Here is a 22,399-nt window from a genome sequence, read left to right as displayed (position 1 = left end):
GAAACAGGTTTGGAACGCATAGCAGTCATCGACTTTGAAACCACCGGGATCTCCCCGAGCAGTAGCTGCCGGGCCACGGAAATTGCCGTGGTGATTCTTGAACAGGGGCGCATCGTCGAGCGTTACCAAAGCCTGATGAATGCCGGCGTGCGTGTGCCGGCGTTCATCGAACAACTGACCGGCATCAGCAACGCCATGCTGCGCACTGCACCTTCGGCCGAGCAGGTGATGAACGAGGTCAACGAATTCGTCGGCATCACGCCGCTGCTGGCGCACAACGCTGCGTTCGACCAGAAGTTCTGGGATTACGAACTTGGGCGAATCAAACGTACACGCCTGCAGAACTTTGCCTGCTCGCTGTTACTCGCCCGCCGCCTGATGCCCGCTGCGCCGAACCACAAACTCGGCACCCTCACCACCTTCGCCAGCCTGCCCAATACCGGCAAGGCTCACCGGGCCATGGCCGATGCCGAAATGGCTGCCAACCTGACGGCGCATCTGGCGCAAGAGCTGCGGCAAAAGCATGGGTTGCGCGAGTTGTCCCATGATCTGCTGTGCAGCTTGCAGAAAGTGCCGGCGGCGAAGATCAATGAGCATTTGAAGCGGTATCGCGGGTTCTGACAGAAGCCCCCTGATCCTCTGAATCACTGGCCCCCTGAACCTCTACGGGGGAATTATTTTCCGTTTCCTTCCAGTTGACCCAACGGCACGCGCTTTTCGATGGCACTGGACAACACAATCGAGGTCTTGCTGAACCCGAACGTGGCGATCCGGTTGATCAACTCCTCCAGCTCGGGCATCGACCCAACCGCCGCTTGCATGATTACGCACGGGTCGCCGGTGACGCGATGGCATTCGGTGAGCTGTGGGATTTTGATCAGTTCGTCGTAGGTTTTCTGGTTGCCGTGCTGGTTCAGGCGCAGTTCGATGACGCACTGGATCGGCAGGCCGATTTTGGACATGTCGACTTTCGCCTGGTAACCGGTGATCACCCCGCAGGCCTCAAGTTTGGCAACGCGTTCGGCCACCGCCGGAGCGGACAGGTTCACCTTGCGCGCCAGATCGGCGTAGGACGCACGACCGTTTTCCAGCAGGGCGCTGAGGAGCATGCGGTCGTATTTGTCCATCGTGGCCTACCTGAAAAATGACTGGCTTTCGAAAGCACGGTTTATAGCGTCGAACTCCGTGTTTTGAAAAGTGTACCGGCGCTATAAACAGGTTTTGTAGCTTATTTTCCGCTGTTGGCCTTTCTAGAATAGCTGCTCTCCTTGTCTTGTTCCTCGAGCTGCCCATGTCTGGTCTACGCCGTTTTTCCTTACCGCTGATCGCTGCTTTTTTCGCGTTGTACGTGATTTGGGGGTCGACCTACCTGGTGATTCGCATCGGCGTGCAGTACTGGCCGCCGTTGCTGCTCGCCGGTATTCGCTTCGTGATCGCCGGGACGTTGATGTACGCGTACCTGCGCTGGCGTGGCGCGCCGGCACCGACCTGGGCACAGTGGAAAGCGGCGGGGATCATCGGGATTTTGCTGCTGACGTGCGGTAATGGTGCGGTGAGCGTCGCCGAGCACACGGGCGTAGCCTCTGGCGTGGCCGCGTTGGCGGTGGCGACGGTGCCGCTGTTTACCTTGCTGTGCGGATATTTCTGGGGCGCGCGTAATACCCGTCTCGAATGGGCCGGGATTGTGCTCGGGCTGATCGGCATTGCCATGCTCAACCTCGGTTCCAACCTGCAATCGAGCCCGTTGGGTGCGGCGTTGCTGGTGTTCGCGGCGGCTTCCTGGGCCTTCGGCTCGGTGTGGAGTAAACACTTGCCGTTGCCTCAGGGCGCGATGGCCAGTGCCGTGGAAATGCTGGTGGGCGGCGTGGTGTTGCTGATCGGCAGCGCGGCGAGTGGCGAGCGTCTGGAAAGTCTGCCGCCGATCGAAGGCTGGGCGGCGTTGGCGTACCTGACCATTTTCGGTTCGATCATCGCCTTCAACGCCTACATGTACCTGTTGAAACACGTGCGTCCGGCCGCGGCCACCAGCTATGCCTACGTCAACCCTGCGGTGGCGGTGTTGCTGGGGATCGTATTTGTTGGCGAGACCATCGGTATCGAGGAAGCGCTGGCCATGGCGGTGATCATCAGTGCCGTGGTGTTGATCGGGTTGCCGCAGTGGCGACGTACGCCGCAACAGTCGGTGGTCAAGCCAGTGCCGACTGTGGTGCCGAAAGAATCCCGCGCGAATTAGGGTAAACTGCGCGCCATTGCACACTTGTTTCGCACAATCGCGCTGAATTTTCCTACGGTACTCCCATGACTTTCGCCACCCTTGGCCTGATCGAACCCTTGCTGCGCGCCCTCGAGACGCTTGGTTACCAGACCCCGACGCCGGTTCAGGCGCAAGCGATTCCGGCGGTGCTGGCCGGTCGCGACCTGATGGCTGCGGCCCAGACCGGTACCGGCAAAACCGCCGGTTTCGCCTTGCCGCTGCTGCAATTGCTGGCCATGGAAGGGCCGAAAGTCAGCGCCAACTCCGTGCGTGCGCTGATTCTGGTGCCGACCCGCGAACTGGCTGAGCAGGTTCACGAAGCCGTGCGCCAGTACGCCGAGAACCTGCCGTTGAGCACCTACGCGGTGTACGGCGGCGTCAGCATCAACCCGCAAATGATGAAACTGCGCAAAGGCGTCGACCTGTTGGTAGCGACCCCTGGCCGCTTGCTCGACCTGTTCCGCCAGAACGCGCTCAAGTTCAACCAGCTGCAAACCCTGGTGCTGGACGAAGCCGATCGCATGCTCGATCTGGGCTTTTCCGAAGAGCTGGGGAACATTTACAAGGCGCTGCCGAAGAAACGTCAGACGTTGTTGTTCTCCGCGACCTTCTCCGATGCCATCCGCATGCTGGCCGGGCAAATGCTCAACGACCCGCTGAGCATCGAAGTCAGCCCGCGCAACGTGGCCGCCAACACCGTCAAGCAATGGGTGGTGACGGTGGACAAGAAGCGCAAGCCGGAACTGTTCATTCACTTGATGCGCAAGGGCAAGTGGAAGCAGGTGCTGGTGTTCGCCAAGACCCGTAACGGCGTCGACGCGTTGGTGGAAAAACTCCAGGGCCTGGGCGTCAATGCCGACGGCATCCACGGCGACAAACCTCAAGCGACCCGTCAGCGGGCACTGGATCGCTTCAAGGCCAGCGAAGTGCAGATCCTTGTGGCCACCGACGTGGCTGCGCGTGGTCTGGATATCGAAGATTTGCCATTGGTGGTCAACTTCGACCTGCCGATCGTGGCAGAGGACTACATCCACCGCATTGGTCGTACCGGCCGTGCGGGTGCAACCGGACAGGCGATTTCGCTGGTCTGCGCCGATGAAGTGAATCAGCTGTCAGCCATCGAGATGTTGACCCGTCAGACGTTGACTCGCCAGATGGAGCCGGACTTCGAACCGGAACACCGCGTGCCGGATACCGATGCCAGCGGTCAGGTGATCAAGAAGCCGAAAAAACCGAAGAAGCCCAAAACCTCCGGTGGCGGCAAGCGCAACCTGGGTAAATGGGTCGAGAGCGGTGAGGCGTCGGCGCCGGAGCCTTCGATCAAGCCTGTGCGTAAAGTGCCGGTGTTCAATACCGGGCCGCGCAAGCGTAAGCCTTGATCCAGTAAAGATCGTTCCCACGCTCTGCGTGGGAACGCCTCAATGGACGCTCTGCGTCCGCTTCGAAAGGAACGCGGAGCGTCCCGGGTTGCATTCCCACGCAGAGCGTGGGAACGATCAATCCTTGCGCCGCAACCACTCCACCATCCCCAACCCCGCCGCTCGCCCACTGGCGAAACACGCGGTCAGCAGATAGCCGCCGGTCGGCGCTTCCCAATCGAGCATTTCCCCTGCGCAGAACACGCCGGGCAGTTGCTTGAGCATCAAACGTTTATCCATCGCCTCGAACATCACGCCACCGGCGCTGCTGATGGCTTCGTCCAATGGCCGGGTTTTCACCAGCGTCAGCGGCAATGCCTTGATTGCTTTGGCCAGCAGCGCCGGATCGGTAAAGCATTCGGCCGGTGTCAGCTCCCGCAACAACGCTGCTTTCACGCCATCAAGCCCAAGCTGACTGTGCAGGTGTTTGGCCATGGAACGAGAGCCGCGCGGTTTGCTCAGCGCCGTCTGGATTTTATCCACAGGCTTGCCCGGCAACAGGTCGAGGTGAATGGTCGCTGAGTCATGTTGATTGATCGCTTCGCGGATCGCTGCCGACAGGGCGTAGATCAAACTGCCTTCAATCCCCGTGGCAGTGATCACACACTCGCCGAGTCGTGGCACGTCGTCATTGAGGCCGATGGCGATGTTTTTCAGCGGGCTGCCGGCGAATTTGCTGACCATCAATTCGCTCCAGGCCTGCACCTCGAAGCCGCAATTACTCGGTTGCAACGGCGCCAGTCCTACACCGCGCTGTTCCAGCGGCAGCATCCAGGTACCGTCCGACCCCAGGCGCGACCAACTGCCGCCGCCAAGGGCCAGTAAGGTCGCATTCGCTTGAACGGCTTTTTCGCCTTCGGGGCTGTCGATGCGCAAGTCACCGTTGTTATCCCAACCGAGCCAGCGATGGCGGGTGTGGATAACTACGCCGGCATCGCGCAGGCGTTTGAGCCAGGCACGCAGCAAGGGCGCGGCTTTCATGTCGGTGGGAAACACTCGGCCGGAGCTGCCGACAAAGGTTTCGATGCCCAAATCATGAATCCATTGGCACAAGGCTTCGGCGCCGAACGAGCGTAACAGCGGGGCAATCTGCGGCGCCCGTTCGGCATAGCGTGAGAGAAATGCCGGGTAGGCCTCGGAGTGGGTGATGTTCATGCCGCCGACCCCGGCGAGCAGGAATTTTCGCCCCACTGAAGGCATGCCGTCGTACAGGTCGACCTTGACCCCGGCCTGGCTCAACACTTCAGCCGCCATCAAGCCGGCGGGGCCGCCGCCGATGATGGCGACGTGAGGGGGAAGGGAAGTGGAGGGCTGGGTCATGGCGAGAGCTGCGGCGTGGCGGAATAAGCCGCGCATTCTAGCAGTCCTGCTCCTTGTGGGAGGATTCGAGGGCTGGTTAAAAAACAACCACCGTTCTGTAGCCTATACCCCGCATGGGCTGCAGACCCTTTCACTCAGGTTATCCACAGGCGGTTCCACAGGCATTGTGGGTAAAGACCCACACATCAATGACAACCTGATGACTGCCACACCCGTTGGGCGCTGTGATGGAGGAGGCCATGACGGCGCGCCAGGGCCTTGCGGTCCTTGCTGTAGCCGCCGCCGATCACGCCAACGACCGGAATATCCCGGCCCAGGCAATGGCGCATCACGCTTTCATCGCGAGTGGCGACGCCTTCGTCGGTCAGCTTCAGGTAACCCAGTGCGTCGTCTTTATGCACATCGACACCGGCGTCGTACAGCACCAGATCCGGTTGATAGAGCGGCAGCAAATAGTTGAGCGCGTCGTCTACCACCTTCAGATAATCGGCGTCGCCCATGCCCATCGGCAACGGGATGTCCCAGTCACTCTCGGCTTTGCGTGCAGGAAAATTCTTTTCGCAGTGCAGGGAAACGGTTACCGCCTCCGGGGTGTTGTGCAGGATTCGTGCAGTCCCGTCGCCCTGATGCACATCGCAGTCGAAGATCAGCACCCGATTCACCCGGCCACTTTCCAGCAGGTAATGGCTGATCACCGCCAGGTCATTGAAGATGCAGAACCCGGCAGGGTGATCGTAGTGCGCGTGGTGCGTGCCGCCGGCCAGGTGACAGGCCAAGCCGTGTTCCAGCGCCTGTTCGGCCGCCAGCAGCGAACCGCCGACCGCCCGCACTGTGCGCCGGGCCAGTGCTTCGCTCCAGGGCAGGCCGAGGCGCCGCTGGTCTTCGCGGGACAACTCGCCACCCATGTAGCGTTCGATATACGCAGGGTCATGGGCGAGGGCGAGAATATCCGCCGGGCACAGGTCCGGGCGCAGCAGGTCGGTATCGCGGGTCAGGCCACTGTCCACCAGGTGATCGCGCAGCAGGCGAAACTTGTCCATGGGGAAGCGGTGATCCGCCGGGAACTCGGGACTGTAGTCTTCGTGGTAGATCAGGGGCAGGGGCATGGCTGATTTATCGGGGAAGCGTGTAGGAATGAGTGAACGATCCTACCAGCGATGTAGACTTGCGGCATGGAAACAGAGAGGCGGGGCACGATGGAGCCGATACTGGAACTCGAAAGCGCGCGACTGTCGTTACGGCAGTGGCGCGATGAGGATTTGCCGGCGTTTGCGGCGATGTGCGCCGATCCACAGGTGATGCGTTATTTTCCGGCACCCTTGAGTCGGCTGGAAAGCGCCTCGCTGATCGGGCGGGTTCGCGGGCATTTTGCCGAGTATGGTTTCGGCCTCTGGGCACTGGAGCGCAAGGACACCGGGGCGTTCATCGGGTTTACCGGGCTGGGTGTGGTCGGTTTCGACGCGCCGTTCACGCCGGCCATCGAAATCGGCTGGCGCCTGGCGCGCGAGCACTGGGGCCTGGGTTATGCCAGCGAAGCGGCGTGGACCGCTCTGCGCTGCGGGTTTGACCGCTTGGCGCTGCAAGAGGTCGTGGCGTTCACCACCGAAACCAACCTGCCTTCGCAAAAAGTCATGCAGGCGATCGGCATGCACCATGACCCCGTTGATGACTTCGAGCATCCGAGGCTTGTCGCCGATCATCCGCTGCGCCCGCACGTGTTGTACCGCATCACCCGTGAGCAATGGCTGCAAACCTTGCATGGATAAGCAGGCGCGGACGTTTACAATGGCCCTCATGTTGAACCGGGCCATAAACTGAATCGACCGCCGCAGCCCAGACTGCGCGGCATTGCTTTGTGTGAGGAGAGTCTGAATGAGCCAAGTGTTGGAAGATCTGGTAGACCTGCTGACCCTGGAACCGATTGAAGAAAACCTGTTCCGTGGCCGCAGCCAGGACCTGGGTTTCCGTCAGTTGTTCGGCGGCCAGGTGCTCGGCCAGTCCCTGTCGGCGGCCAGTCAGACAGTCGAAGCGGCGCGTCATGTGCATTCGATGCACGGTTACTTCCTGCGCCCGGGCGATGCCAAGTTGCCGGTGGTGTATCAGGTCGATCGGGTGCGCGATGGCGGCAGTTTCAGCACGCGCCGGGTGACGGCGATCCAGAAGGGCAACCCGATTTTCACCTGCAGCGCCTCGTTCCAGTACGACGAAGAGGGCTTCCAGCACCAGAGCGAAATGCCGCAAGTGGTTGGCCCGGAGAACCTGCCGTCGGAGCTGGAACTCACTCAGCAGCGCGCACACCTGATTCCGGAGCACATGCGCGAAAAACTGCTGTGCCCGAAACCGATCGAATTCCGGCCGGTGACCGAAAAAGACCCCTACAACCCGCAGCCTGCCGATCCGGTCAAATACGTCTGGTTCCGTGCTGACGGTGCGTTGGCCGACACCCCGGCGCTGCACAAATACCTGCTGGCCTACGCCTCGGACTTCGGCTTGCTGACCACCTCGATGCTGCCCCATGGCAAATCGGTCTGGCAGAAAGACATGCAGGTCGCCAGCCTTGATCATGCGTTGTGGTTCCACGCCGACCTGCGCGCCGATGACTGGTTGCTGTACGCCATGGACAGCCCGTGGGCCGGCAACTCGCGTGGATTCTCCCGTGGCAGCGTGTTCAACCGTGCCGGGCAACTGGTGGCCTCGGTCACTCAGGAAGGCCTGATTCGTCATCGCAAGGATTGGGCATGAGCCTGGCCGAAGTGCGGCACTGGGTGTTCGACATGGACGGCACCCTGACCGTGGCCGTGCATGACTTCGCGGCGATCCGCGTAGCGTTGGCGATTCCTGCAGAACACGACATCCTCACTCACCTCGCGGCGCTGCCGGCCGAAGAAGCAGCAGCCAAACATGCGTGGCTGCTGGAGCATGAGCGGGATCTGGCACTGGGTTCGAAACCGGCGCCGGGCGCGGTGGAACTGGTGCGTGAGTTGGCCGGGCGCGGTTATCGTCTGGGCATTCTCACGCGCAATGCTCGCGAGCTGGCCCATGTCACGCTGGAGGCCATCGGACTGGCTGATTGCTTTGCGGTGGAGGATGTACTGGGTCGCGATGAAGCGCCGCCCAAACCGCATCCCGGTGGTTTACTGAAACTGGCCGAGGCCTGGAAGGTGCCGGCGAGTGAAATGGTGATGGTCGGTGATTACCGCTTCGATCTGGATTGCGGCCGGGCGGCGGGAACGCGGACGGTACTGGTGAATCTGCCGGATAATCCGTGGCCGGAATTGACTGATTGGCATGCGCGCGATTGCGTGGAGTTACGGCAGCTGCTTTCGGCTTGAGAGAGGGGGGCGTCCGATCAGATGCCCCAAAACTCACTGACCAAACAACGCCTTCTGCCCCTCGGGCGAGGTAAACATCTCGTCCCCATTGTGCCCGACCCCGGGCACTTCGATCAGTTGCTGACTCAACCCTTGAGGATGGCGCCGTTTCAGATAATTGAAATAATTGCGCCCGCGAATCAAACGAGACGCGCCCTGGGCTTTGGCCTCGCAACTTTTATCCAGCGCCGGGTGATTCGGGTCGATGTCCTGCTGCCCGAGTAGATAAACGACGTCACGTTTGACGTAATTTTCTTCCAACTGCGCGGGCGTTTGCCCACCGGCATAGGCGGGCAAGTCCGCCAGCCCGTACTTCCAGCGGTTGAAGTTCGGGCACCCCGCGTGACTGAACGCCACCGGCCGTTGCTCATTGAAATAGGCATACGACGAAGGATTGGCGATCACATAGCGCACCTTCACCCCCGCTGTGTCGAGGGCTGGCTGAGGGTGGCTCAACAAGGCGTAACGCTGAACCACCTGAGCGCCACCGGAGTGACCGGCGATGACGATTTGCTTCACGTCCGGAAACTGTCGCCGATCACCCAGGCGAGCGATGATTTCGTCGAGCGCCGCATAGGAGCTCAACGTAAACGGTGCTGTGGACAAGCCGCCGGCCATCCAGTCATTGCCCTGCCAGCGTAAAACGCTGTCAGGCACTGGATGGCTCGCGATGTCGGTTTCATTGAGGAACTGCGGGGCGAGCACCAAGGTGTTCGCGCTTTGCCCGGCTTGCTCGACGGCCTGCTCGGCGCTCTGGCGGTAGGTTTCAGCGTTGCGCAAACGACCATGGATGATGATCAGCACCCGTTCGATCTTTTCCGGCGGTGTCGGGCCGATGCCCACGGCGATTTCGCCGGCGCTCAACAGCAGGCGCCCGGAACTGATTGCCTTGACCCCATGCTCGGCCGCCTGGGTACTTGCGCAGGTGATCAACAGAGCCAGCAGCCACTTACGCATTACAGATTCTTCGCAGAAAAGGTATCGCACTGGCCGATCTCGCCCTGTGCGAATCCGGCTTTGAACCAGCGCACCCTTTGCGCTGACGTACCATGAGTAAACGAGTCCGGCACCACGCGGCCCTGACCTTGCTGTTGCAAGCGGTCGTCGCCGATGGCGTTGGCGGCGTTCAAGGCTTCTTCGATGTCACCGGGTTCCAGCCAGTTCAGGCGCTTCTGCGCATTGTTGGCCCAGACCCCGGCCAGGCAATCGGCCTGCAGTTCCTGGCGCACCAGCAAACCACCGTCGCCCTCCATTTGGCGGCCCTGTTGGCGAGCGGTCTGAATCTTCGCCGAAACACCGAGCAAGGTCTGCACGTGGTGTCCGACTTCGTGAGCGATCACGTAGGCCTGGGCGAAATCACCTGCTGCGGAAAAGCGTTGCGACATTTCCTGGAAGAAACTCATGTCCAGGTAGACCTTCTGGTCTGCCGGGCAATAGAACGGACCGGTCGCCGACGTCGCCAGGCCGCACGCCGAGTTCACCTGATTGCTGAACAGCACCAGGGTCGGGTCTTTATATTGCCGACCGGCCTGCTGGAAAATCTGGCCCCAAGTGTCTTCGGTATCGCCGAGGATCGAGCGCACGAATTCGGCGCCTTCATCATTGGCCGGTGGTGCCTTGCGGGTTTGGGTGGTGGCCGGGGCCGATTGCTCGCTCATCTGTCCGGTCAGTTGGCCGAGGATCTGCAACGGGTCCTGGCCGGTGATCCAGCCGATCCCGACGATCAACAGGATCGCCGTCAGGCTCAGGCCCTTGCCTCCACCGAAGCGCATCCCGCCGCCCCCACCGCCGACATCATCGCCACGGGCATCGACCACGTTGTCGCTGCGTCGGCCTTTTTTCCAAAGCATGGGGAGGAATCCTCGTTTGAATATGGTGATGAGTGTTGCTGGTCAGTGAGAGCGGCGCCAGTCCGGTCGTCTGTCTTTTACTGCGCACGGAATGTTTCAGACTTGTATTGAACACGGATAGCCCAGCGAATTCCTTCAGGGCGACAGGTTTTTACCGAGTGGGCGAATGCTTGTCTCGAGAATCACTGATCAAACTCACGCTATACCGGCGATATGCCGTGCAGCGATGTAGCCGAAAGTCAGCGCCGGGCCAAGATTGATGCCCCCGGCGGGATAGTGCCCGCCCATGATGCTGGCCATGTCACCGCCCGCCGCATACAGCCCGGCGATGGCTTGACCGGATGCGTCGAGGACTTGCGCGTGTTCGTTGACCTTGAGCCCGGCGAAGGTGCCAAAGCAGCCAGGCTGAACCTTCACCGCGTAGAACGGGCCCTGTTCAATCGGCGCGACGCACGGGTTGGGCTGCTGCAACGCATCGCCCTGTTTGCGGTTGTAGGGCGTCGAGCCACGACCGAACAACGGATCTTCACCGTTGCGCGCATGCCGGTTGTACTCATCCACCGTGCTGCGCAATCCGCTTGGGTCGATGCCGCAGGCCAGGGCCAATTCCTCGACGGTGTTGCCGGTTTTCAGATAGCCACTGCGGATAAAGGATGACAGCGGTACTGGAAAAGGCCGAGAGATGCCCAAGCCATAACGCCGCTGGAAACCATGGGGGCAGATCAGCCAGGAGGCGACTTCTTCACCCTGCGGTGCGGCGGCGACCATGGCCGTCACGTAGTCGTAGTAGCCGTCGGCTTCGTTGACGAAGCGCTGGCCGTTGCTCAGCACACCGATGATCCCCGGTTTGCCGCGTTCGATGATGTGCGGGAAGTGACCGATGCTGCCGTCACTGTGCGGCACTTGCGAAACCGGCGCCCAGGCCACGGGCGATGCCATGTCGGTGCTGACCCGCGCACCGGCGCTTTCGCCCAATCGCAAACCATCACCGGCGACGCCGAGAGGCGGTAGCGCCAGGTGTTCGTTGCCGGTCGGTGTGCGAGGGAACAGCGCCTTGCGCCGCTCGATGTCATTGGCAAACCCGCCGGCCGCGAGCAACACGGCCTTGCGCGCACGGATGCGGGTTTTACCTTTGGCGGTACTGACAATCGCGCCTTGCACCTGATCGCCTTCGCGAAGCAACTCGGTCACCGGCGCCGATTCCCAGAGCAAGACGCCCAAGTCTTCGGCGGACTTTGCCAGCCGGGCGATCAGCGCAACACCGTTGACCAGTTGCATCGCCCGGCCATGAACGGTGAGGTCGAGCAGGTGCCGGGTAAAGCGCCGGGTCACGTGCCATGCAGCGGGCAAAGAGCGAGTCAGGTTGAGAAATGCGCTCAGGTCCGCCCCTGCCATGATCGGCATACCCATGAACGAAGTTTCCCGCATGGTTTTGCGAAGGCGCTTCAGCAGCTTGCCGACTTTTCGCCCGTCATAAGGCGCAGCGATCACCGAGCGCCCACCGGTGCCGGCACCCGGCGTGTCGCCATGAATGTCGGCGATGGCGTTGCCGTCGGCGAATTGCAGGGAGGTGTGCTGCTCGAAGAACGCGACCATTCGCGGGCCAGCCTCAAGGAACGCGTCGATCATCGCCGGATCGTAACGCTCACCCAATTCGTGCTTCAGGTAAGTGCGCGGTTGCTCGACGTCTTCAACGATGCCGGCACGCCGCGCCAAAGGATTGCACGGCACCCAGGCCCATCCGCCGGACCACGCCGTGGCGCCGCCGAATACCGGGTCTTTCTCGACCACGATCACTTTCAAACCATGCCAGGCCGCGGTAACGGCTGCGGACAATCCGGCTGCGCCGGAGCCGACGATCAGCACATCGCATTCGATGTCCGCAAGGAGGGTGGATTCGGCAGGCATCGTCTAAAAGCTCCATCGCGTATTTTTAGAATTTGATTCCAGAAAATATAAGAATGAGATTGGCCTCGGCAATCATTCAAGGGCGTAAAGAGGGCGGTTATCGGACAGTGGGTTCCAGATTTCGCATTACGTGGTTTGTCTTCTAGAATCGGCCAAATTTCGAGTGGAACCCCCCATGGCCGGCAGTCAGATCGAACGTGTTTTCAGCGTGCTGGAAAGCCTCACCAGTGACCCTCGCGGCCTGCCGATGCAGACGCTGGCGGAGCAACTGGACATCCCCAAAAGTGCGACTCACCGGCTACTCGCCGAGCTGATTCGGCTGGGTTACGTGCGACAGAATCCAGAGAACCTGCGCTATCACCTGTCGACCAAACTGGTGGCGATGGGTTTCCGTTACCTGTCGAGCAGCGGCGCGGATATCGTGCAGCCGGTGCTCGATCGCCTGGCCGAGGAAACCGGTGAACTGGTGCGCCTTGGCGTTATTGAAGGCGAGCGGCAGGTCTGGATCGCCAAGTCTCAAGGCGCCCGCTCAGGGCTGCGTTACGACCCGGACATGGGCCGTGATGCGCCATTGTTCTACACCGCCTCGGGCCACGCATGGCTGGCGTGCATGAGCGATGCCGAAGCGTTGTCGCTGGTGGAGCGTCAGGGGAGCGAACGGCCGAAAGACCTGGGGCCAAACGCGCCGCGCTCCAACATTGAATTGCTGGAGCGTCTGCGTCTGGCGCGAGAGCAGGGCTATGCCTGGGTCGAAGAGAGTTCGGCCGTGGGCACCTCGGCGATTGCGGCGGTGGTGCGCCACTCAGGCGATGGTCGAGTGATCGGGGTGCTGAGCATTGCCGGGCCAAGCGCGCGGATGCCTGGGGCACGGTTGCATGAGTTGGCGCCGCTGTTGTTGAAGTTTACTGAAGAGCTGTCTGCCGCAAGTCTGGCTTCTGAGTTGTTCAGCTGACGTTTTAATCGTGTGCGCTGTTCGCACACTTTTACGGTTCGCTTGTGTAAGAATCTGGAACCAGGTTCTAAATTGTCGGAATTCATCCTTCCGACAATAATCACAAGAGGACCGCACCATGACTTCGCCCCTTCGCATCGCCCTGATCGGTGCCGGCAACATGGGCCAGCAGCATTACCGGCATCTGCAAACCCTGACACAAGCGACGTTGTGTGCGGTTGCCGATCCCGGCCCACAAGCGGCAGGCCTCGCGGCCGAATGGGGCGTGGGGTATTTCGCCGATCACCGTCAGATGCTGGAGCAGGTGAAGCCAGACGCAGTGATCGTCGCCAACCCGAACACACTCCACGTCAGCACTGCGCTCGATTGCCTCGCCGCCGGCGTGCCGGTGCTGCTGGAAAAACCGGTCGGTGTGCACCTGGATGAAGCGCGCGAACTGGTGGCTGCGTCGAAAGCCACCGGTGTTCCCGTGCTGGTCGGCCATCATCGCCGGCACAATCCGTTGATCGTCCGCGCCCATGAACTGGTGCAGGGTGGCGCTTTGGGGCAGCTGACGACGGTGACGGCGCTCTGGCAGCTGCGCAAACCCGACAGCTATTTCGAAACGCCGTGGCGCCGCGAGCCCGGTGCGGGGATGTTGCTGACTAACCTGATTCACGACCTCGACCTGCTGCGCCATCTGTGCGGCGAAGTGCGGCAGGTGCAGGCGATCACCAGCAATGCGGTGCGCGGGTTTGCCAACGAAGATTGCGCGGCGGTGTTGCTGCAATTCGACAATGGCGCACTGGGCAGCCTGACCGGTTCCGACGCGGTGGCGGCGCCCTGGAGTTGGGAACTGGATTCCGGGGAGAACCCGGTCTACCCGCGCCAGGCCGATCAGCCGTGTTACTTGCTGGCCGGGACGGGCGGTGCATTGAGCATTCCGCAGCTCAAGCGCTGGCATTACGCCGACGTCGATGGCGGATGGCATCAACCGTTGCTGGCGGAGCAGGAAAGCTTCAGCGCCGATGAAGCGTTGCGTTTGCAGTTGCAGCATTTCGTGCGCGTGGCACGTCGGGAAGTCGAACCATTGGTGAGCGCTGCCGATGCTGCGCGCACTCTGGCGCTGGTTGAAGCGATTCGCGAGGCCGCCGAAACCGGTCGTGCCTGCACCCCGATGTTGATCGAGGAATGAACATGAGTGAGCGGATCTTTTCCCTGGCCAGCCTGACCGTGCTGGAGTTGTCTCCGCCGGAGATGGTGGACGTTGCGGCGCGTGCCGGTTACAGCCATGTCGGATTACGCCTTGAACCGGCGACACCCGAAGAACATCACTTTGCGCTGGTAGCCGATGTCGGTTTACGGCGTGAGACGCTGGCACGGTTGCGCGATACCGGTATTCGTGTGCTGGATGTTGAAATCCTGCGTCTTAAACCGCAAACCGTCGTCGCCGACTTCGAGAAGATTCTGGCAGTCGGAGCGGAATTTGGTGCCAGCGAATTGCTGGTGGCCGGTAACGATTCTGACGAACAACGACTCACCGAGAACTTCGCCCGGTTGTGTGATCTGGCGGCGCCTTACGGGCTGCATCCGCACCTGGAGTTCATGCCGTGGACCGATGCGCGCAACCTTGAACAAGCGGTGCGTGTCGTCGAAAACGCTGACCGTGAAAATGGTGCGGTGTTGGTGGACGCGTTCCATTTCGACCGATCGGGTTCGCGGCTGGAAGATCTGGCCAAAGTTGCCCCGTCACGGTTACGGTATGCACAGCTGTGCGATGTTGCGGGACCACGGCCAACGGACATGGCGGAGATTTTGCGTCAGGCGCGTAACGAACGGCGTTTTCCGGGCGATGGCGATTGTGATCTGGCGGGGTTGTTGCAGTGTTTGCCGGCCGATATTCCATTAAGCCTGGAGATTCCCACCGTGAAGTTGCTGGAGCAGGGCGTGAGCGGTTTGCAACGGGCGCAGATGGCGTTGGATAAAACCCGGGAATTGTTGGCGCGCCTTTGAACCTGTGGCGAGGGAGCTTGTCGGACCGCCGCACCGTCCCGTTCGGCCGCGAAGCGGTCGTCAACGACCCTTTATATGAAGTGACGGAACACCTTTGCTGATTTGGGGACTGCTGCGCAGTCCAGCGGGAGCAAGCTCCCTCGCCACATTCTGATTTGATTCCAGAGGCCTTGCATGACCGTCAGCACACCGCTCTCCGGCGTAAACCAACCCTTCAAAGGGATTCTGCTGATCGTCGTCGCGACCTTCCTGTTTTCCAGTCACGACGCCTTGTCGAAATATCTATCGGGTTTCTATCCGATCGTCATGGTGGTTTGGGCCCGCTATGTGGTTCACACCCTACTGATGGCCGGGATTTTCCTGCCGCAATCGGGGATGCGAGTTCTGCGCACCAAACGGCCGTTGCTGCAGTTGCTGAGGGCGTTGTGCCTGTTGGGCACCAGTTTGTTTTTCACCACCGGTTTGCAGTACATCCCGTTGGCCGAAGCCACGGCGGTCAACTTTCTCGCACCGGTTCTGGTCACCGCGCTGTCGGTGCCACTGCTGCGTGAGCGGGTCACCCGTGGCCAATGGATCGCAGTGATTTGCGGATTTGTCGGCGTATTGATCATCGTCCATCCCGGCGGTGATCTGTTCACGCCAGCAGTCTTGCTGCCGCTCTGCTCGGCGCTGTTTTTCTGCTTCTATCAATTGCTCACCCGCAAGCTCAGTGAAATCGACAGTCCGACCACCAGTAACTTCTTTGCCGGCCTGTGCAACACCCTGGTGATGAGTGCTCTGGTGCCGTTCTTCTGGAAAGTGCCAAGCCTTGGGCATGGATTGATGATGGTTGCACTGGGCGCCTGCGGGATGACGGCTCACCTGTTTCTGACCCAGGCGTTCCGCCACGCCGCCCCCGCGCTGCTGGCGCCGTTCGGCTATTGCCAGATTGTCTTTGCCGGTTTGCTGGGCTGGTTGCTGTTTTCTCACACGCCGACCCTGACCACGGTGGTCGGGATCGCGGTGATTTGCTGCAGTGGGTTGGCGGCGGCGTGGCAACAAAGCCGCCGCTGAGGCCGGTCAAAACCTGAAACGCACCACCAGATTTTGCAGGCCGTCCGCCAGTCGCGACAACTCCTGGCTGGTGGCGCTGGTCCGAGTCGAGGCGTCGGCGCTTTCCAGCGACAGGTCGCGGATGTTCAGCAGATTGCGATCCACCTCACGGGCCACTTGCGCCTGTTCCTCCGAGGCACTGGCGATCACCAGGTTACGTTCATGGATCTGCTCCATCGCCCGGGTGATTTCTGCCAACGCCAGGCCCGCCTGTTCAGCAATCGACAGGGTTTCGGCGACACGCTGACTGTTGTCGTGCATCGACATCACCACACCGTCGGTGTCGCCCTGAACCCGACCAATGATCTGTTCGATCTCCCGGGTTGATTGCTGAGTGCGATGCGCCAGCGCCCGAACTTCATCGGCCACTACCGCGAAACCACGTCCGGCTTCACCGGCCCGCGCAGCCTCGATGGCGGCATTGAGCGCGAGCAGATTGGTCTGTTCGGCGATGGCGCGGATCACGTCCAGCACCTTGCCGATTTCCCGGGACTGCTCGGCCAGGGTCTGGACCTGTTGCAGTGCGGTGCCCGCATTGCTGCTCATCGCCTGAATCGAATCCAGGGTTTCAATCACCCGCGCCTGGCCCTGGCTGGCTTGCTGCGTTGACTGGCGGGTGCTGTCGGAAGTCGATACCGCGTTGCGCGCCACTTCTTCCACCGCGGCAGTCATTTCGTTGACGGCCGTGGCGGCCTGCTCGATTTCATTGTGTTGCTGTTGCAGCCGACTGGAGTCCTGCTGAGTGCTCTGATTCATCTGCAGGGCGGCGGCCGCCAATTGAGTCGACGTGCCGCTGATCAGTTGCAGGGTTTCCCGCAGGCTGGTCTGCATGGCCGACAGGGCCTTGAGCAAGCGTGCGGTTTCATCGGCGCCGTGGCTGCGGATCGGTTGACTCAGGTCACCGGCGGCCACTTGCTCGGCCACTTCGACCGCCTGACGGATCGGCATGACGATGCTGCGAATCAACAGCCAGGCCAGGCACAGGGTCAGGAGCGCAACCGCGATCAGCGCACCGATCACGGTGATTTTTACCTGGTTGTAGAGCGAGTCGGCCTGGTTGGCCGAGAGGCTGACTTCGTTGGCGGAAAGAGCCATCAATTCGGCGAACTGGTCACCGGTCTGGGTCGAGTAGTCCTGGATTTTGCCATTGAGCAACGCGGTCATTTCTTCACTGCGGTTTTCCCGCGACAGCGCTTCGTATTGCGCCAGCGCCTGGCGGTAGCTGGTGACGGTGGCGACGAACTTTTCGTACGGCCCCCGGTTGTAATCGCCGACCAGCGGGGTGAATTTTTCCAGCGTCTCTGTAAGCCAACCCTGCACTTGATGCAGGCGTGTGACGGTGGCATCGAGCACCTTTGGATCGCGGTTGAGCGCCATGCGCAAGCTGAGCACGCGAATGCTCAGGATGTAGTCGCGGATTTCACCCAGGTGGCGAATGCTGGGCAGGGAGATGTTTTCAGTGTGCTGGCCGGTGGCGCGAACCTGCGCGACCTGATTGAGGGCGAATAGTCCCTGCAACAGGACCAGCAGGGCGATGACGCCGAAGCTGATCACGGCACGTTTGGCGATGCTCAAGTTACCTGGCGACATGGTGTGCCTCTGTGGCGTTGAGAAAAAAAGGGGAAATTGATAAACCGCGCGCAAAAAAAAAACGCAGGCCCGGGATCAGGCCTGCGTTTGAGGTGTATCAATCTTTTAGGGTCGGAATCTTGCGCGGTGCCATGAAGTACATCCAGGTCAGCGCGATGAAGTACATCGCCGGAATGATGGTGAACAGCACGGTGTAGTTGTTGTTGGTGATGGTCAGAATGTGGCCGACCAACTGGGTCATGAACATCCCGCCGATGGCTGCGCACATGCCGCCGAAACCGAACACCGTACTCATCATGTGTTTAGGCGTGTAGTCCATCACCAGGCTCCAGATGTTCGCGGTCCAGGCCTGGTGCGCGCCGATGGCCAGGGAGATGGCGAATACCGCGAGCCACAGGCTGCTCGAACCGGCGGCCATGACCACGCCGATAATGCAGCAGGCGAACAGGAGCATGGACATCAGTCGCGCTGTGATCGGTTTGATTCCGCGACCGATCAGGAACGAAGACAGGATCCCGCCGCCGACGCTGCCGAAGTCAGCCGTGAGGTAGATGATGATCAGCGGGATACCCATCTGGGTCACGTTGATCCCCAGGTTGTATTGCTGATTGAGGAACGGCGGCAGCCAGTACAGGTAGAACCAGAACACTGGCGCTGTGATCGAGTAGGCGAGGGCGAAGGCCCAGGTGCCACGCATGCGCAGGATTTTCGAGAACGGTACGCGGGTCTGTTCCGGTTCGACTTCCTTCTGGATGTAGTCCAGTTCCGATTGTTTGACGCTCGGGTGATCTTCCGGGTTGAAGTACTTCAGACCCCAGAACAGCAACCAGATGGCGCCCAGCGACGCTATGCACAGGAACGCGGCTTGCCAGCCCCAGGCGTGGAGGATCAGTGGCAGCAGCATCGGCGTGAACATCGCACCGACGTTGGTCCCGGCGTTGAAGATACCGGTGGCCACGGCACGCTCGCCGGCAGGGAACCACAACCGGGTGGTTTTCACACAGGCCGGGTAGTTGGCGGCTTCGGTCAGACCGAGAATGAACCGGCAGACCATGAAGCCCGCCGCCGAAGTGGCCAAGCCATGAGCACCGGTGGCCAGGCTCCAGAGCAGTACCGCGAAGAAGAACACGCGCTTCACGCCGACCCGGTCGATCAACCGGCCTTGCAGCACGAAGCCGACGGCGTAGCCGACCTGGAACCAGAAGTTGATGTTGGCGTAATCCATCGCCGTCCAGCTCATTTCCTTGGCGAGGATCGGTTGCATGACGCCCAGGGCGGCGCGGTCGATGTAGTTCAGGGTGGTGGCGAAAAATACCAGTGCCAGCATTCCCCAACGGGTTTTGCCGACAGCCATGGCGCCGCGGATTTTGTCGCCGATGCCGCCAGTGGCGACGCTTTGGGCCGAAGCCACGCGAGAGCTTTGAGAAGGAAACATGTGTGTGCCATCCGTTCAATGACTGACAAGCGAGGCTTGTCGGGACTTCAAGGGCGCGTGATCAATCGATGGCGACGGGCGCGGGTGAGATTGATCGGCTGAGGTGTTCTCGTCAGGTGACGACAACGTTTTATTCAGCGAGCGGCACGGTTCGGCCGAGGGGGCGCAAGGTTCGGATGGGCACCAGGTCTGGCGTGAGATCGGTGGAGCAAGCAAACAAGGCGTTGAATGAGCGCATGAGCGTGTACCCGTTTTTTGAAATTTTTATGTGGTGTTCAGGGTCTTTGGTAACCGAGTCCATGGGTTCGTGACCGGACTCAATGTGGTGTCGATGGTGCGCAGTGGACGAAAAATCGTCAATTCGCCAACCGCCATTGTGTTCGATAATCGCCCGCAAAACTAACCGGGTAGTACACTTTGAATTGCTGTGCGGATTCGTCAAGCCAATAATTTACCCAACAAGAATGTCCCCACCACCGGGAGTCGACACATGCAGCGTTCCATTGCCACCGTTTCCTTGAGCGGTACCCTGCCGGAAAAACTAGAAGCCATCGCCGCTGCCGGTTTTGACGGGGTGGAAATTTTCGAGAACGACCTTCTCTACTACGACGGCAGCCCACGGGAAATCAGGCAGATGTGCGCTGATCTCGGGATCGCGATCACACTGTTTCAACCCTTTCGGGATTTCGAAGGTTGCCGCCGCGATCGCCTGCCGCGCAATCTGGAGCGGGCCGAGCGCAAGTTTGATTTGATGCAGGAGCTGGGCACCGACCTGGTGCTGGTGTGCAGCAACGTCTCGGCCGACTCCATCGGCGATGAGCAGATCCTGGTCGACGATTTGCGCCTGCTCGCCGAACGGGCCGGTGCTCGTGGTTTGCGGATCGGTTACGAAGCGCTGGCCTGGGGCCGACACGTGAACACGTATCAACAGGTGTGGAACATCGTTCGCCAGGCCGACCATCCGAACCTCGGCGTGTTGCTGGACAGTTTCCATACGTTGTCGCTCAAGGGCGATCCGAAGGCGATCGCCGAGATTCCCGGTGACAAGATCTTCTTCGTGCAAATGGCCGACGCGCCGATCCTGGCCATGGACGTGCTGGAGTGGAGCCGGCATTTCCGTTGTTTTCCGGGGCAGGGCGAATTCGATCTGCCGGGGTTCCTCGCGCCGATCATCAAGAGCGGCTACACCGGCCCGCTGTCGCTGGAGATCTTCAACGACGGCTTCCGCGCCGCACCACCCCGGGCCAACGCTGCCGATGGTTTGCGTTCGTTGCTGTACCTGGAAGAGAAAACCCGCCAGCGTCTGGAACAGGAAGCCGCGCCTGTGGCCAATCGCGACATTCTGTTCGATACCCCAGGCGCCAGCGAATACAACGGCATCGAGTTTCTTGAATTCGCCGTGGACGAGAGCCTCGGCGCCAAGCTGTCCCACTGGCTGGAGCGGCTGGGTTTCGTCAAGGCCGGGCAACACCGTTCCAAGAGTGTCAGCCTGTTGCGTCAGGGCGATATCAACCTGATCCTCAACTCCGAACCTTATTCCTTCGCCCACAGTTTTTTCGAGGCCCATGGGCCATCGCTGTGCGCCACTGCCGTGCGGGTCAAGGACAGCAGCAGTGCACTGGCGCGTGCCGTGGCTTATAAAGGCCAGCCGTATCGCGGGCTGGTAGGCCCTAATGAACTTGAACTGGCAGCGGTGCGTGCGCCGGACGGCAGTCTGATTTACCTGGTGGACCAGGACGCCGACGTCTATGGCACTGACTTCAATCTGCAACCCACAGCCGTGGCCAGCGGCGGCCTCAAGCGTATCGACCACATGGCCATGGCACTGCCAGCCGACAGCCTCGACAGTTGGGTGCTGTTCTATAAGAGCCTGCTGGATTTCGAAGCCGACGATGAAGTGGTGCTGCCCGACCCGTATGGTCTGGTGAAGAGCCGTGCCTTGCGCAGCCGTTGCAGTTCGATCCGCCTGCCGCTGAACATTTCCGAGAATCGCAATACCGCGATCTCACACGCGCTGTCGAGTTATCGCGGTTCCGGCGTGCATCACATCGCTTTCGATTGTGACGACATCTTTGCCGAAGTCAGCCGCGCCAAGGAGGCGGGCGTGCCGTTGCTGGATATCCCGCTCAACTACTACGATGACCTCGCCGCGCGCTTCGATTTCGACGATGAGTTCCTCAGCGAGCTGGCGTATTTCAACGTGCTCTACGACCGCGATGCTCAGGGCGGCGAGCTGTTTCACGTGTACACCGAGCCGTTCGAAGGGCGGTTTTTCTTTGAAATCATCCAGCGTAAAAACGGCTATGCGGGTTACGGCGCGGCCAACGTGGCCGTGCGACTGGCGGCCATGGCCAAATCTCGAAGTGGTGGCGTACGTCAGACAAAGTTGTAGGAAAATCGTAAACACGGGTACAAAACCGCTGCCGCGTGGCTTCCTTCACTGTGCGCAGCGGCCCATAATCGCCTACTTGTGCAGTGATGGCCGTGAGCCCGCAATGACAATAATTTCAGAACTCTCCGTAGCGCCCGAAAAGCCAATTGCCGAGCCTCGCAAGAGTCGCAAGAACAACCCGGAAAAAACCCGCGAGAACATCCTTCAAGAGGCTATTGTCGAGTTCGTCCAGCAGGGGCTTTCCGGTGCGCGCGTCGATGCGATCGCCGAGCGCATCCACACCTCCAAACGCATGATCTATTACTACTTCGGCAGTAAGGAACAGCTCTACGTCGAGGTATTGGAAAAACTCTACGGAGATATCCGCAGCACCGAAAGTCGCTTGCACCTGGCCGAGCTGGCGCCGGTGGAGGCGATTCGGCGGTTGGTGGAATTCACCTTCGATCACCATGATCGCAACGTTGATTTCGTGCGCATCGTCTGCATCGAGAACATTCACAACGCCGAGTATGTGAAGCGCTCCGATGCGATCAAGGCGATGAACAACACCATCCTCGATTCACTGGGCGAGATTTTGCGTCGTGGGGCCGCAGAGGGTGTATTCCGCGCCGGTCTCGATCCGCTGGATGTGCACCTGCTGATCAGTTCGTTTTGCTTCTATCGCGTGTCGAACCGTCATACCTTCGGTGAGATCTTTCAGATCGACTTGCCGGACGAAAGCATCAAGCAGCGTCATCGAGAGATGATTTGCGAGTCGGTGTTGCGATATCTGCAGGCCTGATTTTCAGGACCTTAAAAGATCGCAGCCTCGTTTCACTCGACAGC

At 60.6% G+C, this 22,399-nt stretch carries 20 protein-coding genes; 12 read left to right on the top strand and 8 right to left on the bottom strand.

All coding sequences use genetic code 11. The features are described from left to right. Positions 1-9: 9 nt before the first annotated feature. A complete protein-coding gene (locus AC1RO5_RS10820) occupies positions 10-621 on the top strand; it encodes a 3'-5' exonuclease (RefSeq protein WP_018925784.1) in 612 nt (203 codons plus the stop codon). A gap of 53 nt (positions 622-674) precedes the next feature. Here the strand turns inward: AC1RO5_RS10820 and AC1RO5_RS10815 are convergent, their stop codons facing one another. Further along, positions 675-1,127 carry an Lrp/AsnC family transcriptional regulator gene (locus tag AC1RO5_RS10815; protein ID WP_007937341.1) on the bottom strand — a complete coding sequence of 151 codons (453 nt, stop codon included), beginning with the start codon at positions 1,125-1,127 and terminating at the stop codon, positions 675-677. Between the two features lie 164 nt (positions 1,128-1,291). On the opposite strand from AC1RO5_RS10815, the gene yedA reads away from it, so the two are divergent. Together yedA and rhlE1 are read left to right on the top strand one after the other, a co-directional pair. After that, positions 1,292-2,233, top strand: coding sequence for a drug/metabolite exporter YedA (gene yedA, locus AC1RO5_RS10810; protein WP_493174867.1), 942 nt, complete (start codon positions 1,292-1,294; stop codon positions 2,231-2,233). A 65-nt stretch (positions 2,234-2,298) separates the two neighbouring features. Next, positions 2,299-3,633 carry an RNA helicase RhlE1 gene (gene rhlE1, locus AC1RO5_RS10805; RefSeq protein WP_018925787.1) on the top strand — a complete coding sequence of 445 codons (1,335 nt, stop codon included), beginning with the start codon at positions 2,299-2,301 and terminating at the stop codon, positions 3,631-3,633. 117 nt (positions 3,634-3,750) lie between these two features. On the opposite strand, the gene AC1RO5_RS10800 is transcribed toward rhlE1, so the two are convergent. Both AC1RO5_RS10800 and AC1RO5_RS10795 read right to left on the bottom strand, forming a co-directional pair. Continuing rightward, complete coding sequence (locus AC1RO5_RS10800) at positions 3,751-4,992, bottom strand: TIGR03862 family flavoprotein (RefSeq protein WP_493174969.1); 1,242 nt, start codon at positions 4,990-4,992, stop codon at positions 3,751-3,753. A 185-nt stretch (positions 4,993-5,177) separates the two neighbouring features. Beyond that, positions 5,178-6,098, bottom strand: coding sequence for a histone deacetylase family protein (locus AC1RO5_RS10795; RefSeq protein ID WP_493174866.1), 921 nt, complete (start codon positions 6,096-6,098; stop codon positions 5,178-5,180). Positions 6,099-6,188: 90 nt separating this feature from the next. Here AC1RO5_RS10795 and AC1RO5_RS10790 point away from each other — a divergent pair, with 90 nt between their 5' ends. The 3 genes from AC1RO5_RS10790 to AC1RO5_RS10780 all read left to right on the top strand — a co-directional run bounded on the left by AC1RO5_RS10790 (position 6,189) and on the right by AC1RO5_RS10780 (position 8,324). Then, the gene (locus AC1RO5_RS10790; RefSeq protein ID WP_493174865.1) at positions 6,189-6,758 is read left to right on the top strand and encodes a GNAT family N-acetyltransferase; all 570 of its coding nucleotides are present in this window, start codon (positions 6,189-6,191) and stop codon (positions 6,756-6,758) included. A gap of 106 nt (positions 6,759-6,864) precedes the next feature. Next, a complete protein-coding gene (gene tesB, locus AC1RO5_RS10785) occupies positions 6,865-7,734 on the top strand; it encodes an acyl-CoA thioesterase II (RefSeq protein ID WP_465806752.1) in 870 nt (289 codons plus the stop codon). Further along, on the top strand, positions 7,731-8,324 hold the full coding sequence (locus tag AC1RO5_RS10780; RefSeq protein ID WP_138866345.1) for an HAD family hydrolase: 594 nt from the start codon (positions 7,731-7,733) through the stop codon (positions 8,322-8,324). Before tesB ends, AC1RO5_RS10780 begins: the two co-directional genes overlap by 4 nt. Positions 8,325-8,357: 33 nt before the next feature. On the opposite strand, the gene AC1RO5_RS10775 is transcribed toward AC1RO5_RS10780, so the two are convergent. The 3 genes from AC1RO5_RS10775 to AC1RO5_RS10765 all read right to left on the bottom strand — a co-directional run bounded on the left by AC1RO5_RS10775 (position 8,358) and on the right by AC1RO5_RS10765 (position 12,121). Continuing rightward, the gene (locus AC1RO5_RS10775) at positions 8,358-9,320 is read right to left on the bottom strand and encodes an alpha/beta fold hydrolase (RefSeq protein ID WP_493174864.1); all 963 of its coding nucleotides are present in this window, start codon (positions 9,318-9,320) and stop codon (positions 8,358-8,360) included. Next, the gene (gene ypfJ, locus AC1RO5_RS10770) at positions 9,320-10,213 is read right to left on the bottom strand and encodes a KPN_02809 family neutral zinc metallopeptidase (RefSeq protein WP_413695094.1); all 894 of its coding nucleotides are present in this window, start codon (positions 10,211-10,213) and stop codon (positions 9,320-9,322) included. The genes AC1RO5_RS10775 and ypfJ overlap by 1 nt, the downstream gene beginning before the upstream one ends. Before the next feature lie 195 nt (positions 10,214-10,408). After that, the gene (locus tag AC1RO5_RS10765; protein WP_493174863.1) at positions 10,409-12,121 is read right to left on the bottom strand and encodes an FAD-dependent oxidoreductase; all 1,713 of its coding nucleotides are present in this window, start codon (positions 12,119-12,121) and stop codon (positions 10,409-10,411) included. A gap of 175 nt (positions 12,122-12,296) precedes the next feature. On the opposite strand from AC1RO5_RS10765, the gene AC1RO5_RS10760 reads away from it, so the two are divergent. The 4 genes from AC1RO5_RS10760 (at position 12,297) to AC1RO5_RS10745 (ending at position 16,118) form a co-directional block, all read left to right on the top strand. Continuing rightward, complete coding sequence (locus AC1RO5_RS10760; protein ID WP_493174862.1) at positions 12,297-13,073, top strand: IclR family transcriptional regulator; 777 nt, start codon at positions 12,297-12,299, stop codon at positions 13,071-13,073. 118 nt (positions 13,074-13,191) lie between these two features. Continuing rightward, on the top strand, positions 13,192-14,247 hold the full coding sequence (locus tag AC1RO5_RS10755) for a Gfo/Idh/MocA family protein (protein WP_493174861.1): 1,056 nt from the start codon (positions 13,192-13,194) through the stop codon (positions 14,245-14,247). A gap of 2 nt (positions 14,248-14,249) precedes the next feature. Then, positions 14,250-15,065: a sugar phosphate isomerase/epimerase family protein gene (locus AC1RO5_RS10750; RefSeq protein ID WP_493174860.1), complete on the top strand. Its 816-nt coding sequence runs from the start codon at positions 14,250-14,252 to the stop codon at positions 15,063-15,065. Positions 15,066-15,239: 174 nt separating this feature from the next. Beyond that, on the top strand, positions 15,240-16,118 hold the full coding sequence (locus AC1RO5_RS10745) for a DMT family transporter (protein ID WP_493174859.1): 879 nt from the start codon (positions 15,240-15,242) through the stop codon (positions 16,116-16,118). A gap of 6 nt (positions 16,119-16,124) precedes the next feature. Here the strand turns inward: AC1RO5_RS10745 and AC1RO5_RS10740 are convergent, their stop codons facing one another. Together AC1RO5_RS10740 and AC1RO5_RS10735 are read right to left on the bottom strand one after the other, a co-directional pair. Then, positions 16,125-17,747, bottom strand: a complete 1,623-nt coding sequence (locus AC1RO5_RS10740; RefSeq protein ID WP_493174858.1) for a methyl-accepting chemotaxis protein — start codon at positions 17,745-17,747, stop codon at positions 16,125-16,127. 97 nt (positions 17,748-17,844) lie between these two features. Then, positions 17,845-19,182 carry an MFS transporter gene (locus tag AC1RO5_RS10735; RefSeq protein ID WP_493174857.1) on the bottom strand — a complete coding sequence of 446 codons (1,338 nt, stop codon included), beginning with the start codon at positions 19,180-19,182 and terminating at the stop codon, positions 17,845-17,847. Between the two features lie 490 nt (positions 19,183-19,672). Here AC1RO5_RS10735 and quiC point away from each other — a divergent pair, with 490 nt between their 5' ends. Next, positions 19,673-21,574 carry a 3-dehydroshikimate dehydratase QuiC gene (gene quiC, locus AC1RO5_RS10730; protein WP_493174856.1) on the top strand — a complete coding sequence of 634 codons (1,902 nt, stop codon included), beginning with the start codon at positions 19,673-19,675 and terminating at the stop codon, positions 21,572-21,574. Between the two features lie 103 nt (positions 21,575-21,677). Further along, entirely contained in the window at positions 21,678-22,355 is a 678-nt protein-coding gene (locus AC1RO5_RS10725) for a TetR/AcrR family transcriptional regulator (protein ID WP_258671217.1), read from the top strand. Positions 22,356-22,399: the final 44 nt, after the last annotated feature.

Source organism: Pseudomonas sp. GW822-FHT02G04 (assembly GCF_058802085.1).
Note: the sequence above shows the minus strand (reverse complement) of the source record. Positions and strands in the feature narration are given on the sequence as shown.